Origin of the sequence: Pseudoduganella plicata, assembly GCF_004421005.1 — a bacterium.
Taxonomy (GTDB): Bacteria; Pseudomonadota; Gammaproteobacteria; order Burkholderiales; family Burkholderiaceae_D; genus Rugamonas; species Rugamonas plicata.
On record NZ_CP038026.1, the window covers coordinates 4,265,723 to 4,280,010 of the forward strand.

General features: G+C 64.4%; 15 protein-coding genes and 1 tRNA gene. 13 read left to right on the top strand and 3 right to left on the bottom strand.

All coding sequences use genetic code 11. The annotated features are described in order from the left end of the window. Positions 1 to 8 precede the first annotated feature (8 nt). Complete coding sequence (gene mutM / locus E1742_RS18750; RefSeq protein WP_134386582.1) at positions 9 to 842, bottom strand: bifunctional DNA-formamidopyrimidine glycosylase/DNA-(apurinic or apyrimidinic site) lyase; 834 nt, start codon at positions 840 to 842, stop codon at positions 9 to 11. 270 nt (positions 843 to 1,112) lie between these two features. Here mutM and E1742_RS18755 point away from each other — a divergent pair, with 270 nt between their 5' ends. The 11 genes from E1742_RS18755 (at position 1,113) to E1742_RS18805 (ending at position 9,922) form a co-directional block, all read left to right on the top strand. Beyond that, entirely contained in the window at positions 1,113 to 2,798 is a 1,686-nt protein-coding gene (locus tag E1742_RS18755) for a tetratricopeptide repeat protein (RefSeq protein ID WP_229466079.1), read from the top strand. Positions 2,799 to 2,805: 7 nt separating this feature from the next. Beyond that, positions 2,806 to 3,414, top strand: coding sequence for an outer membrane lipoprotein LolB (locus E1742_RS18760; protein ID WP_134386584.1), 609 nt, complete (start codon positions 2,806 to 2,808; stop codon positions 3,412 to 3,414). Further along, positions 3,411 to 4,301, top strand: coding sequence for a 4-(cytidine 5'-diphospho)-2-C-methyl-D-erythritol kinase (gene ispE / locus E1742_RS18765; RefSeq protein ID WP_134386585.1), 891 nt, complete (start codon positions 3,411 to 3,413; stop codon positions 4,299 to 4,301). Before E1742_RS18760 ends, ispE begins: the two co-directional genes overlap by 4 nt. 98 nt (positions 4,302 to 4,399) lie before the next feature. Next, positions 4,400 to 4,476, top strand: a tRNA-Gln gene (locus tag E1742_RS18770). A gap of 144 nt (positions 4,477 to 4,620) precedes the next feature. Then, the gene (locus tag E1742_RS18775) at positions 4,621 to 5,571 is read left to right on the top strand and encodes a ribose-phosphate pyrophosphokinase (RefSeq protein ID WP_134386586.1); all 951 of its coding nucleotides are present in this window, start codon (positions 4,621 to 4,623) and stop codon (positions 5,569 to 5,571) included. Between the two features lie 175 nt (positions 5,572 to 5,746). Then, a complete protein-coding gene (locus tag E1742_RS18780; RefSeq protein WP_134386587.1) occupies positions 5,747 to 6,343 on the top strand; it encodes a 50S ribosomal protein L25/general stress protein Ctc in 597 nt (198 codons plus the stop codon). A gap of 83 nt (positions 6,344 to 6,426) precedes the next feature. Then, positions 6,427 to 6,861: a YeeE/YedE family protein gene (locus E1742_RS18785; protein ID WP_134386589.1), complete on the top strand. Its 435-nt coding sequence runs from the start codon at positions 6,427 to 6,429 to the stop codon at positions 6,859 to 6,861. Position 6,862: 1 nt separating this feature from the next. Next, on the top strand, positions 6,863 to 7,282 hold the full coding sequence (locus E1742_RS18790) for a YeeE/YedE family protein (RefSeq protein WP_134386591.1): 420 nt from the start codon (positions 6,863 to 6,865) through the stop codon (positions 7,280 to 7,282). A 40-nt stretch (positions 7,283 to 7,322) separates the two neighbouring features. Next, the gene (gene pth, locus E1742_RS18795) at positions 7,323 to 7,907 is read left to right on the top strand and encodes an aminoacyl-tRNA hydrolase (protein ID WP_134386593.1); all 585 of its coding nucleotides are present in this window, start codon (positions 7,323 to 7,325) and stop codon (positions 7,905 to 7,907) included. A 166-nt stretch (positions 7,908 to 8,073) separates the two neighbouring features. Continuing rightward, the gene (ychF, locus tag E1742_RS18800) at positions 8,074 to 9,165 is read left to right on the top strand and encodes a redox-regulated ATPase YchF (protein ID WP_134386594.1); all 1,092 of its coding nucleotides are present in this window, start codon (positions 8,074 to 8,076) and stop codon (positions 9,163 to 9,165) included. Between the two features lie 148 nt (positions 9,166 to 9,313). Next, a complete protein-coding gene (locus E1742_RS18805) occupies positions 9,314 to 9,922 on the top strand; it encodes a PH domain-containing protein (RefSeq protein WP_134386596.1) in 609 nt (202 codons plus the stop codon). Positions 9,923 to 9,945: 23 nt separating this feature from the next. On the opposite strand, the gene E1742_RS18810 is transcribed toward E1742_RS18805, so the two are convergent. Both E1742_RS18810 and E1742_RS18815 read right to left on the bottom strand, forming a co-directional pair. Then, positions 9,946 to 11,169, bottom strand: coding sequence for a glycosyltransferase (locus E1742_RS18810; protein ID WP_134386598.1), 1,224 nt, complete (start codon positions 11,167 to 11,169; stop codon positions 9,946 to 9,948). Next, on the bottom strand, positions 11,170 to 11,679 hold the full coding sequence (locus tag E1742_RS18815; protein WP_134386600.1) for a nuclear transport factor 2 family protein: 510 nt from the start codon (positions 11,677 to 11,679) through the stop codon (positions 11,170 to 11,172). 102 nt (positions 11,680 to 11,781) lie between these two features. Between E1742_RS18815 and E1742_RS18820 the strand changes: the two genes are divergently transcribed. Both E1742_RS18820 and E1742_RS18825 read left to right on the top strand, forming a co-directional pair. After that, positions 11,782 to 13,308 (top strand): NYN domain-containing protein, encoded by a 1,527-nt coding sequence (locus E1742_RS18820; protein ID WP_134386602.1) that lies wholly within the window; start codon positions 11,782 to 11,784, stop codon positions 13,306 to 13,308. A 124-nt stretch (positions 13,309 to 13,432) separates the two neighbouring features. Then, positions 13,433 to 14,284 (top strand): MOSC domain-containing protein, encoded by an 852-nt coding sequence (locus tag E1742_RS18825; protein ID WP_134386604.1) that lies wholly within the window; start codon positions 13,433 to 13,435, stop codon positions 14,282 to 14,284. Positions 14,285 to 14,288: the final 4 nt, after the last annotated feature.

Genomic DNA, 14,288 nt, shown 5'->3' on the forward strand with positions numbered 1-14,288 from the left:
CTTTTACCTTATTTTTGACACTTGATGCAATAGAAGGTCGAGCGCTGTCCCTGTTTGAACTGGCGGATCGGCGTGGTGCAGACGCGGCACGGCACGTCGGCACGATCGTAGACGAAATACGACTGCTGGAAGTAGCCCGACTGGCCGTTCACGCTGATGAAGTCGCGCAGCGTGCTGCCGCCCTGGACGATCGCCTCGGCCAGCACGTCGCGGATGGCCTGTGCCAGCCGCTCATACCGCGCAAGGCCGATGCGGCCGGCCGGCGTCTTCGGATTGATCCCGGCGCGGAACAGGCTTTCGGAACAGTAGATATTGCCGACACCGACGACGATGTCCCCGGCCAGCAGCACCTGTTTGATGGCGGCGCTGCGCCCGCGCGTCTGGCGGAACAGCAGCCCGCCCGTGAAATCGGGCCCCAACGGCTCCACGCCCAGACCGCGCAGCAGCTGGTGGGCATCGACGTCGCCGTCGTCCTTCGGGTGCCACAGCACGGCGCCGAAGCGGCGCGGGTCCGTCATGCGCAGCACCTGGCGGCCTTCGGCCCCTTCGACGACCAGGTCGAAATGGTCGTGCTTCTCCGGCGGCACACCAGGCGGCAGCACGCGCAGGTGGCCGGACATGCCCAGGTGAATGATCAGCGTGCCGTGCTCGAACTCCACGAGTAGGTACTTGCCGCGCCTACCCGTGGCGACGACGGTGCGGTCAACCAGTACTTCCGGCAGGAGCGCGGGAAACGGCCAGCGCAGGCCGTCGCGGCGCAGCACGACGTCGCGCACGGCGCGGCCTTCGATATGGGGCGCGACACCGCGCCGTGTCACTTCGACTTCTGGTAATTCTGGCATGGGGGGTCTGGTCGGTAACGTGCAACAGGACGAACTGCGGAAGTTAATGTCCGGTAAGCATGTGTTACACCTGCAAATATGTGAAAGCCGTAGGTTGGGCGTAAAATCCAGAAATCGAGCCCGACTTTGCAGGATCCACCCTTGAAAAACGCATTTGCCATTGTAACCCTGTCGGCCCTGGTGTCCGCTTGTGCTGTTGCGCCACAAAAACAGACACCCGGGGAACCGGGGCAGCCGGCCTCGTCCGGACTGCCCCCGGTGACCGAGGTAATGGCCGCAGCTGCCGTGGCCGAAGCCGCCAAGCCGGACGAAAAACTGCCGGCCGTCCCGCTGACGAGCGACCTGTTCTACAAGCTGACGAAGGCCGAGCTGGATTTCAGGAACGGCCAATGGCAGAGCGCGTATGTCAGCATGATGGTGCTGGCCCAGCAGACGCGCGATCCGCGCCTGGCGCGCCGCTCGGCCGAGATGGCGCTGGCGGCGAAGCAGGGCAGCGAGGCGCTGGCGGCAATCCGCCTGTGGCGCGAGCTGGCACCCGATTCCGACGAGGCGGTGCAGTATTTCCTGGGCTTTTCCGTGCTGGGCGACGACCTGGCGGAATCCGAACAGGTGTTCGCGCAGCGCCTGCAAAAGGCGCCGGCGCACGCACGGGGCCTCGTCATGTTCCAGATGCAGCAATACCTGCTGCGCGCGAAAGATAAGGCGGCCGCGTTCGCGCTGCTCGAGCGCGTGCTGGCGCCGTATGGCGACACGATGGAGAGCCACCTGGTGCTGGCGCAAGGCGCGCTGGCGGCGGACGACAAGGAACGCTCGCTGCGCGAAGCGCGCCGTGCGCTGGAGCTGAAGCCGGACTCCGAGCTGGCCGTGCTGACGATGGCGCAGGTGCTGGGCGACGTCGACGCCGTAGGCCAGCTGTTTGGCGGCTTCCTGGCGAAAAATCCGGATGCGCGCGAAGTGCGGGCAGCCTACGCCCGCCTGCTGGTCGAGCAGAAGCGCTACGACAAGGCGCGCGCCCAGTTCGAAGCGATCCTGAAGGAGCAGCCGGACAACCCGGCCACCTTGTACGCCCTGGGCATCATCTCTGTGCAAGCCAACGATCCGAAGGCGGCCGAACAGTACCTGCGCCGCCATGTGGAACTGGTGCAGAAGGCCGGGGAGGGCGAGCAGGAGGGGGCACAGGAGGGCGACGCATCGAAGGGTGTCATGCTGCTGTCGCAGATCGCCGAGGAGCGGGGCGACCTCGATGGCGCCATCGCATGGCTCGACAAGATCGACAGTGTCGACCCGCGCATGATCCTGACGGCGCGCCTGAAGCGCGCGCATCTGACGTCGAAAAAAGGCGACCTGGCAGGGGCCCTGAAACTGCTGCGCGACATCGCCGCCGTCGATCCGGCCGAGCAGGCCGAGGTAACGCAGACGGAAGGCCAGCTGCTGCGCGACGCCGGCCGCGGCGCCGAGGCCTATGCGCTGCTGGCCGACGCCGTCAAGAAGTTCCCCGACAGCCCGGACCTGCTGTACGACTTCGCGCTGGCCGCGGAAAAGCAGGGCAAGCCGGACGAGATGGAAGCGGCGCTGCGCAAGGTCATGGAAGCGGTGCCGGACAACCACCACGCCTACAATGCGCTGGGCTATTCGCTGGCCGAACGGGGCGTGCGCCTGGACGAGGCGTTCACGCTGATCGAGAAGGCACTGTCGATGGCGCCGGGCGATCCGTACATCATGGACAGCATGGGCTGGGTGCAGTTCCGCATGGGCCGCCTGAAGGACGCGGAACAGACGTTGCGCCGTGCCTACGCGCTGCGCAACGACGCGGAAATCGCCGTGCACCTGGGCGAAGTGCTGTGGCAGCAGGGCCAGCGCGCCGAGGCGCAGAAGCTGTGGCGCGAGGCCCGCGCCAAGGACCCGAAAAGCGACGCGCTGCGCGACACGCTGGCGCGCCTGAACACCAGTCTATAAGGACCGCATGAAGCAACGCATCACTCCCCTCATCGTCTGCGCGGCCGCGCTGCTGGCCGGCTGCGCCACGACACCCTCCACGCCGCTGTCCACCGCCGGCGTCGCGCCTTACCGTGAGACCGTGGCACTGGACGGCAGCCTGGCCGTCAACTACGTCAAGGAAGGCAAGCGCGAGTCGCTGTCCGGCAAATTCTCGTGGCGCCAGCAGGGACCGCGTACGGATGTGACGTTGTCGTCGCCGCTGGGCCAGCAGATTGCCGCCATTACCGTCACGCCGGGCCAGGCCACCTACTCGGAAGGCAACAAGCCGCCGCGCAGCGCGCCCGATATCGACACGCTGTCGGCGCAGACGCTGGGCTGGCCGCTGCCGGTCTCCGGGCTGCGCGACTGGCTGCAGGGCTACGCCAGCGCGTCGAACGGCCAGCGCTTCGCCGCCAGCCCCGCCAGCAGCACGGTGACGACGAAGGACGGCTGGAACCTCGACTTCGCCGCCTGGCAGGACGGCAGCACCCCGCCGAAACCGCGCCGCATCGTCGCGCGCCGCGGTCCTGGCGGCGACATCGAGGAGATCGAGATCAGGATCGCCATCCAGCCCGAGGCGTCGAGCGTGCAATGAGGGCATTGAACAACTGCCCGGCCCCGGCCAAACTGAATCTGTTCCTGCACGTGACGGGGCGCCGGCCCGATGGCTATCACCTGCTGCAGACCGTGTTCCAGCTGATCGACCGCGGCGACGTGCTGCACTTTACGCTGCGCGAGGATGACGCCATCCGGCGCGTGACGGACGTGCCGGGCGTGCCGGAACAGGACGACCTGATCGTGCGCGCGGCGCGGCTGCTGCAGGCCGAAGTCGTGCGCCGCACGGGCCGTGCGCCCGCCGGCGTCGATATCGCCATCGACAAAATCCTGCCGATGGGCGGCGGGCTGGGTGGCGGCTCGTCCGACGCGGCCACCACGTTGATGGCGTTGAACGCGCTGTGGCAGTCAGGGTTGTCGCGCCAGGAACTGATGGATATCGGCTTGCCGCTGGGTGCCGACATCCCGTTCTTCATCTTCGGCCGCACCGCGTTTGCCGAAGGTGTAGGGGAGGCGCTACGCGAGGTCGACGCGCCCGACTGCTGGTATGTTGTCATCGAACCGGGCGTGTCGGTGCCCACCGCCAAGATTTTTACGTCAGAACATTTGACAAGGAACACGCCGCTCGTCATAATGTCGGACTTTTCCAGCCACTACGCAAATCGAAGCGACTTGCGGGGTTTTGGAAGGAACGATTTGCAACAAGTGGCCACCCGCTTGTTCCCGCCGGTAGCAGAGGCGGTAGAATGGCTGGGGGCGTACGGCGATGCCAGGATGACTGGCTCCGGAGCTTGTGTGTTCTGCGCGTTTGACGGCGAGGACGAGGCGGATGCGGTGCTTGCGAAAGTGCCCGCTGCCTGGACTGGCTGGAAGGCGAAAGCGCTGGCACATCATCCGCTGGACGCTGTACCGGGGTTCGGTAAATGAACTTCGGCACTGAAAGTTGTGAAGCGTAAAAAGATTTGGCTTTACGTTGGAGATGCAGTATAATGCTCGCCATCTGACGGAAAGTAGTCAGTCAGAGTAGGGGAATCGCCAAGCTGGTTAAGGCACCGGATTTTGATTCCGGCATACCAAGGTTCGAATCCTTGTTCCCCTGCCACCTTTTCTCTGGTATGTCGATGCGCAGGCGTCCAGCCAGAGTAAAACAAAAAATGCCCCTGCCGAGCTGGGGCTTTTTTATTCCGTTTTTATGCTGGATTCGTTCCGGTGTATTCAAGTCAATGCTTACCTTCCTGGGACATCCATGGCTTACGAAAACCTGATGGTTTTTACCGGCAACGCTAATCCTGCGTTGGCAGAAGGCGTCGCAAAAAATCTCGGCATCCCCCTTGGCAAAGCAGTCGTTTCGAAGTTCTCGGACGGCGAAGTCATGGTCGAAATCAACGAGAACGTCCGCGGTAAAGACGTCTTCGTGCTGCAATCGACCTGCGCGCCTACCAACGACAGCCTGATGGAACTGATCCTGATGGTCGATGCACTGAAACGCGCATCCGCCGGTCGTATCACCGCCGCCATTCCTTACTTTGGTTACGCCCGCCAGGATCGCCGTCCGCGTTCCGCCCGCGTCGCCATCTCGGCAAAAGTCGTCGCCAACATGCTGGAAAAAGCCGGCGTCGAGCGCGTCCTGATCATGGACCTGCACGCCGACCAGATCCAGGGCTTCTTCGATATCCCTGTCGACAATATCTACGCGTCGCCGATCCTGCTGGGCGACCTGCAGAAAAAGGATTACCAGGACCTGCTGGTCGTGTCGCCGGACGTCGGCGGCGTCGTCCGCGCCCGCGCCCTGGCAAAGCGCCTGGGCTGCGACCTGGCGATCATCGACAAGCGCCGTCCGAAAGCCAATGTTTCCGAAGTGATGAACATCATCGGCGACGTCGAAGGCCGCAACTGCGTCATCATGGACGATATGGTCGACACGGCCGGCACGCTGGTCAAGGCGGCCGAAGTCCTGAAGGAACGCGGCGCCAAGAAAGTCATCGCTTACTGCACGCACCCTGTGCTGTCCGGCCCCGCGATCGACCGCATCAACAACTCGTCGCTGGACGAACTGGTGGTGACGGATACGATTCCGCTGTCCGAAGCGGGTAAAGCCTGCAGCAAGATCCGTCAACTGACCTGCGCACCGCTGCTGGCAGAGACGTTCAAGCGCATCATCAAGGGCGATTCCGTGATCTCCCTGTTCGTCGACTAAAGACGGACGAATCTCGGCATTTCAGGCGGCGCGCCGGTTTTTCGACCGGCGCGCCGCCAGTGTTTTATCCGGCGGCGTGCAGTTAATCTATCGTGCGCCGCCGGTTTCGAAGCCATCCTGGTCGCGGGAGGCTTTATAACCGTGGGCGCAAGCCCCGACTCTATTGGAGTATCAAATGAAAGTTGTTGCATTCAAACGCGAACTGCAGGGCACGGGTGCGAGCCGCCGCCTGCGTATTTCCGGCCAAACCCCTGGCATCATCTACGGCGGCACCGAAGCCCCTGTGACGATCGCCCTGGACCACAACGCGCTGTACCACGCGCTGAAAAAAGAAGCGTTCCACGGCTCCGTGCTGGATCTGGAACTGGACGGCAAAGTACAGAAAGTGCTGCTGCGCGACTTCCAGATGCACGCATACAAGCAACTGGTCCTGCACGCTGATTTCCAGCGCGTCGATGCCAACCAGCCAGTCCACGTCAAAGTGGCGCTGCACTTCGAAAACGCCGACGTTTCCCCAGCAGTGAAACTGCACGGCGCGACGATCAGCCACGTGGCCAACGAAATCGAAATCTCGTGCCTGCCATCGGCACTGCCAGAGTTCATCGCCGTTGACCTGTCGAACATGGACGTCGGCACCTCGCTGCACATCAACGACCTGAAACTGCCGGAAGGCGTGACGGCTGTTACGCACGGCAACAACCTGACGATCGCTACCGCTTCGGTACCGGCCGGCCAGGTGTCCGCCGACGCGGCTGCCGAAGAGAAGAAGTAATATAGCCAGCTGCGGCAACGCGGTTTGCAATGAAAACCCTGCTGCGGCAGGGTTTTTTTTGTCTGTTCCATTCGGAGGTGTCCATGATGATCGACTGGCAGCATTTCACACTCTGGACGTCGCTGGCCGGCGGCCTGCTGATCGGCGCCGCCGCCGCGATGCTGATCCTGCTGAACGGCCGCATCGCGGGTATCAGCGGCATCGTCGGCGGCCTGCTGCGCGCGCCGCGGGCGGACCGGCGCTGGCGCCTTGCCTTCCTGGCCGGCCTGTTGCTGGCCGCGCCATTGTGGCGCGGCGTCACGGCGCTGCCGCCCGTGCATCCGGTTGCAGGTGGCGCTACGCTGGTGCTGGCAGGGTTGCTGGTGGGCTTCGGCACGCGCCTGGGTGCCGGCTGCACGAGCGGCCACGGCGTGTGCGGCCTGTCGCGGCTGTCGCCACGCTCGCTGGCCGCCACCGTGACATTCATGCTGGCCGGCGCGCTGACGGTATTCGTGCTGCGCCACCTGGCCGGAGGCTGATATGCGGAACCTGTTCGCGCTGCTGGCCGGCCTGCTGTTCGGCACCGGCCTGATCCTGTCGGGCATGACCGATCCCGCCAAGGTCACGGCTTTCCTCGACGTGGCCGGCAACTGGGACCCGTCACTGGCGCTGGTCATGGGCGGCGCGCTGCTGGTAGCGCTGCCCGCCTTCCACGTCGCGCGCCGGCGCGGCGCCACGATCGACGGGGAACCGCTGCAACTGCCGACGGCGCGCCGGCTCGACCGGCCACTGATCGTCGGCAGCATCCTGTTCGGTGCCGGATGGGGCCTGGCGGGATACTGTCCCGGCCCCGCTCTGGCTTCACTGACGAGACCGGAAGGCGCGCCATGGCTGTTCGTCCTGGCGATGCTGGCCGGGATGGTCCTGTACGAGGCGCGGCAATGGTGGCACGGGCGGTGAAACTCCGCGATAATCGCGTTTTTTCCTGCAAGCGCGCACCATGCCTATCCGCCTGATCGTCGGCCTCGGTAACCCCGGCCCCGAATACGAACAAACCCGCCACAACGCCGGCTTCTGGCTGGTCGACAATCTCGCGCGCGGCCTGCCGTCCACCTTCCTGCAGCGCGAAAGCCGCTTCAATGCGCTGGCGGCAAAAACGTCGATCGCCGGCCAGGAAGTCTGGCTGCTGGAGCCGCAAACGTATATGAACCGCTCCGGCCAGTCCGTCGGCGGCCTGGCGCGCTTCTTTAAAATTAATGCGGACGAGATCCTTGTCGTGCACGACGAACTCGATATGCTGCCCGGCGTGGCAAAGATGAAAAAAGGCGGCTCGTCGGGCGGCCACAATGGCCTGAAGGACATCACGGCCGCCCTGGGCACGCAGGACTACTGGCGCCTGCGCATCGGCATCGGCCACCCGCGCACGCTGAATCTGACGCAGAACGTGGCCGACTTCGTCCTGCACCGCCCGCGCCGCGAAGAGCAGCTGCTGATCGATGAAGCGATCGAAAAGAGCTTGAAGATCATTCCGCTGGCGGTGACGGGCAAGACGGCCGAGGCGATGACGGCGCTGCATACCGCCTGAGCCAGCGAACACAGACAATTTTGCCGCCTGCCCGGGCCACAGTTCCGGATATGCGACCCCGTCGGGCGCTATAATGCGCAATTCCCCGGCCCCAGCGTATTGATCAGCGCAGCACTTCCCGCGCGATGGCGCCCGGCGGCGGCATTCACATTTAACAAGGAATTCCATGAGTCTCAAATGCGGCATCGTCGGCCTGCCCAACGTCGGCAAGTCCACCCTTTTCAATGCGCTGACGAAGGCCGGCATCCCGGCCGAGAACTATCCGTTCTGCACGATCGAACCGAACGTTGGCGTCGTCGAGGTGCCCGATCCGCGCCTGAAGCAGCTGGCGGAGATCGTCAAGCCTGAGCGCATCGTCAACGCCATCGTCGAATTCGTCGACATCGCCGGCCTGGTCGCCGGTGCGTCGCAGGGCGAAGGCCTGGGCAACCAGTTCCTGGCGCACATCCGTGAGACGGACGCCATCGTCAACGTGGTGCGCTGCTTCGAAGATGAAAACGTCATCCACGTGGCCGGCAAGGTCAGCCCGCTGGACGACATCGCCGTGATCCAGACCGAACTGGCGCTGGCCGACATGGGCACCGTCGAGAAGGCGATTCACCGCGAGAACAAGAAAGCCCGCTCCGGCGACAAGGATGCGGCCAAGCTGGTCGCCCTGCTGGAACGCATCATGCCAGCACTGAACGACGCCACGCCCGTGCGCGCGCTGGGCCTGACCGAAGACGAAATGGCCATCATCAAGCCGCTGTGCCTCATCACGGCCAAGCCGGCGATGTACGTGGCCAACGTTTCCGACAGCGGCTTCACCAACAATCCGCTGCTGGACCAGCTGACGGAATACGCGAAGTCGCAGAACGCGCCGATCGTCGCCATCTGCGCGGCCATCGAAGCGGAAATCGCCGACCTGGAAGACGAAGACAAGCAAGCCTTCCTGGCCGACATGGGCATGGACGAGCCGGGCCTGGACCGCCTGATCCGCGCCGGCTTCAAACTGCTGGGCCTGCAGACGTACTTCACGGCCGGCGTCAAGGAAGTACGCGCGTGGACGATCCACGTGGGCGACACGGCACCGCAAGCAGCAGGCGTCATCCACACCGACTTCGAGCGCGGCTTCATCCGCGCCCAGACCATTGCCTTTGACGACTTCATCGCCTACAAGGGCGAAGCGGGCGCAAAGGAAGCGGGCAAGATGCGCGCCGAGGGCAAGGAATACGTCGTCAAGGATGGCGATGTGCTGAACTTCCTGTTCAACGTTTAAACCATGCATGCGGGATCGCTCCATCCCGCCAGCTCAAAGAAGCCCCGGCGTCCATGATGCCGGGGCTTTTGCATTGGGCTTCCTATCCGAGCCTGTTTCGCGCGCTAAAAAAATGCTAATGTGAACGTCTTTCGACAGGGAGAGAAATATGTTCAAGAAACTGGCTGCGGAAGCGCTGGGCATCAGCGATATCGGTATTATTGTCCGCCCCGCCGACTACAGCAAAGTCGATGCGGACGATTATCTGTTCAGCGAAGACGGCGAACAGATCTTCTTTCTCATCAAGAGCAAGAAGGATGAATACTGCTTTACCAATCTGGCGCTGATCCACGTGGACGGCGACTCGGCCGTGTCCTCCAAACGGTCCATCAAGCGCTACGATTACGCGTCCCACGACATTTCCGACGTGACCATTGAAACGGCCGGGACACTGGACATGGACATCGAGCTCAAATTCCATATCGACGATACGGAGTTTTCCATCGACGTCAAGAAGTCCTTTATCGAGCAGCTCAAGGATATTTACAAAGCGTTGATTTCCATTGAAAAGCAGCAGCGGCGCGACGAAGTCTGCCGTGAGAATGCGCTGCGCACGCTCGATGCCACGGCGTCGGTGCACAAGCTCAATATCGCCCCGGCCGAAGGCAGCCTGGCCAGCCAATACGAGATTTTGCTGGCGGCCCTGAACAAGGCCATGCTGGAAACGCATACGAAGCGCGATTTCAGCGACGTGTTCACCAAATACATCCACAACTGACAGCGGGGCACCGCCTGCGGCGCCTACGCAAGCACAAACCTTTTCTGCGCCGGCAGACAATGCCGGTGCAGGTCGTAGCCATCCACGATGGTCTGCCGCGCCGCATCGCGCAGGTGCGTCAGGCTGGTGCGGCGCGCCAAAGCATCCGCGACCGTTTCGGCCAGCCGTTCGTGGTCGAAGAAATCCGTCAGCAGGCCATTCTCGCCGTGGCGGATCATCTCCTCCAGCGGCGGCGTGCGGGAGCCGACGATCATGCAACCCACGCTCATCGCTTCCATCAGTGACCACGACAGCACGAATGGGTACGTCAGGTACGTGTAGACGGCGGTGACCTGCATCAGTTGCGTCAGCAGCGCATGCGGCACGCGGCCGACGAGGTGAACGCGGCTCATGTCCAGCCGCGGAGCCACTTCGTCGCGGAAGATCGCCTTCCACGTCTGGCCCGGCGGCGGGGCCGCGCCATAGCTGGTGCCGTCGCCGCCGACGATGACGATGCGCGCGTTCGGCCGCAGCCGCTGCAGCAGGGGCAGGGCGCGCATGAAGACGTGGTAGCCCCGGTAGGGTTCCAGCTGGCGCGAGACGAAGGTGACCACCTCGTCACCGGGTTTCAGCGTCACACCCGCGACCGACAGCGTCACGCGCGCCTGCGGATCCGGGCGGAAGCGGTCGGTGTCGATGCCGTCGTGGATGACACTGATGCGGTCGCGGAACCAGGCCGGATGGCGGTCGCGCTGGAAGACGGTGGGCGACAGGCCCGCGTCGGCGGCCGACATCGCGTGCAGCAGATGCGTGTTGCGCAGCCGCAGGCGCTGCAGGCCGGCCACGCCCGGATCGCCGGCAAACTCGGGATCGAAATGCGCGTCGCCGCCTTCGGCCTGATAATAATATTCCGCGTAGATCAGCAGCTTCGCGCGCGGGAAGACGTCCTTGACGAACAGCGCTTCGCCCCAGCCCGGATGGGCGAACACGATGTCTGGCGTGAAGCCCTCGTCGCGCAGCCGCTGCAGGGCCGCCGCCGCGGACTCGCCGCGCAGCACCTTGCTGTACATGTCCCTCAGCTGGGTGGCCTGCTGGTGCACGTCCGCAGGCACCTGGACCTTGTGCGCGACGTAGCGCACGCCCGGCAGCGGCTCGGCCTTGTCGGCCATGCCCAGCGCGACGACTTCATGTCCGTCCGCCGCCAGCGCTGGCGCGAGATGCCGGTACTGGCCGGGGAAATTCTGGTGGATGAAGAGGATGCGGGCCATCTATTTCTTCGTCGCGGGTTTGGCCTCGTACTTCGCAATGGCCTTCGCGAACCCCGCGTTCAGCGCGTTCGGCACCGCCAGCGACAGCTGGTAGTGCTCGACCAGGAAACCCTTGCCCGTGTTGCGCAACACGCCGCTGGCCTGGCAGGTGCCCATCTGCGTGGTCAGCTGTTCGTCGAACCACACATACGAACGGTCGGGCGAATGGTAGACGTTGCGCTTCTGCGCCGTGAAGCTCCATGCCTTGCCGCGTTCCCAGAACGGCCTGGCCCACGCCTTGAACTGGTCGCGCGTCCAGATTTCGGTCTTGTCGGTGCCGATGTAGACGCCCTGTGGCGCGATCTTGTCGAAGTAGGCGGGACGCGTGTGGGCGGCATCGTCGTGCCAGCCGTCGACAAAGGCGTTTACCTCGCGCACGAACGCGGCGTCCGGGACCGCCTGGGCCTGCGCGACGGGTCCAGACAGCAGCGCGGCAGCGGCCAGGGTGGCCAGGGCCAGCGATGGGTTCATCGTATTCTCCGGTTGAGCTGGAATTCGTGCAGAATACACCAGCGTGCGGCGCCGGCCAATGCTGCCTGTATAATCGGCGCGTTCACTGCTATCTAGAGACTCATGGCTTCATTCAACGACAATGTCAGCATGGCGCTGTTCTGCGACTTCGAGAACGTCGCACTCGGCGTACGCGACGCGAACTACGAAAAATTCGATATCAAGCCCGTGCTCGAACGCCTGCTGCTCAAGGGTAGCATCACGGTCAAGAAGGCCTATTGCGACTGGGATCGCTACAAGGCATTCAAGGGCCCCATGCACGAGGCGAACTTCGAACTGATCGAAATCCCGCACGTGCGCATCTCCGGCAAGAACTCGGCGGACATCCGCATGGTCGTCGACGCGCTGGACCTGTGCTACACGAAGGCGCACGTCAACACGTTCGTCATCATCTCCGGCGACTCCGACTTTTCGCCGCTGGTGTCGAAACTGCGCGAGAACAACAAGAAGGTCATCGGCGTGGGCGTCAAGGATTCGACGTCCGACCTGCTGGTGGCCAACTGCGACGAATTCATCTTCTACGACGACCTGGTGCGCGAGAAGAGCCGCAACGCCAAGCGCGATTCGCGCGAGCAGGCGCCGAAGCGCTCGCCCGAGGAAGAAAAGCGCAAGCGCGACGAGATGGACAAGCGCCGCAACCAGGCGGTCGACATCGCCTACGAAACGTTCGACGCGCTGGTCGCGGAGCGGGGCGACAGCGGCAAGATCTGGGCCTCCGTGCTGAAGGAAGCGATCAAGCGCCGCAAGCCCGATTTCAGCGAATCGTTCTACGGCTTCCGCACGTTCGGCAACCTGCTGGAAGAGATGAAGGCGCGCGGCCTGCTGGAATTTGGCCGCGACGAGAAATCCGGCGCCTACGTCTACCGCAGCAGCAGCGCCGCAGCGCAGGCGGCGGTGGCCGACGCGGCAGCCGAGACGGAACAGGCGGGCGGCGAGCAGACGGCGGTGGAAACGGCCGAGGTACGCGAGCCGCGCGAGAGCCGCGAGGCGCGTGAAGCACGCGAGGGCCGGCGGGGCCGTGGCAACCGGGGCGGCCGCAATCGCCGCGGTGGCGCCGGGGAGCCGGCCGAATCGGCCGAGCAGGCACCGATGAGCGATCTCGAAACGCAGGAAGTGGCGGTAGCGCTGGAAACCGCCGCCGCCGACTATGCGGCACTGGTGCGTTCGACCGAACAGGCGTTGCAGGAGCTGGCGCCGGGAGAAGATGTGCACGGCACGGCGGCCGAACAGGAAGCGCTGGCGCCGGTGACTGGCGAGACGCCGGCTGTGGCCGCGGACGCCGATGCCCCGGCAGAGACGACGGCCAAGCGCCCACGCAGCCCGCGCAAGCCGGCAGCGGCCAAGAAGCCGGCACGCACCAGCAAGGTTGCCAAGGCGGCGGCGGATGCGGCGGAAGCTGTCGAGGCGGTGCTGGCGCAGGCGCCCGCGCACGAAGTGGCGCCTGAGACGGCACCGGCCGCCGTGGCCGATGCTGGCCCGGACGAAGCCGCAGCAGCGGAAGGCGCGAAGCGGGCGAAGAAGCCGGGCACGCACAAGACGCCTGCACGCAGCCGTCTGCCGCGCAAGCCGAAGGCAACACCGGAGGAGTGATTCGGCGCGCCGGCGTTCCGGCGCAACCGTTTTTGCAGCGTAAATCGCCCCGCCCGGCGGGGCGATTTACTGCCCGGCACTTTGCTGCCATACTGAGGGCCAGGCATCAATATGGCGCATCCTCATGGCGACTCTGTCCGAACTCACGCTGTACCCCATCAAGTCCTGTGCCGGCATTTCCCTGCGTTCGGCCATTCTCACCCGTGCCGGCCTGATGACCGAGCAGATCTACGACCGCGAATGGATGGTCGTCGATGCGAACGGCCAGTTCCTCACCCAGCGCGAGCACCCGAAAATGGCGTTGATCACGCCGCGTCTGAAGCTCGACACCCTGGAGTTGCGCGCACCTGGCATGCTGCGCCTGGAAATCCCGCTCGGATTGCCCAATCCGGCCGATGCGACCGTCGTCGAGGTGGAGATCTTCGAAGAGCGCCTTGCCGCCTACGAATGCGATCCGTTGACGGCCGCGTGGTTCAGCAACTACCTCGGCGTGCCGTGCCGCCTGGTGCGCTTTCACGCCGATGCGAAGCGGCTGGCGAATCCCAAATGGACGGGCGGCGTCGAAGCGCCCACGCTCTTCTCGGACGGCTATCCGGTTCTCGTCATCGGCGCCGAATCGCTGCGTGACCTGAACGCTCGCCTGGAAGCGGCCGGCCGCGCCGCGCTGCCGATGAACCGTTTCCGACCCAATCTCGTCATCGACGGCATCGAGGCGTTCGAAGAAGACTATGTCGAGACATTCCGGCTGGGCGAGGCCCTGCTCAAGCCCGTCAAGCCGTGCCCGCGCTGCCCGATGCCGTCGATCGACCAGGAGAAGGGCGAGTACGGTCCCGATCCGCTCGATATCCTGCAAGGCTATCGGAGCAAGCCGGAAGTCGATGGTGCGGTATGCTTCGGCATGAACAATATCCTGCTCGAGGGCGATGGCCAGCGCGTGCAGGTAGGCCAGACGGTGGACGTCACCCTGGCATTCTGAGCGA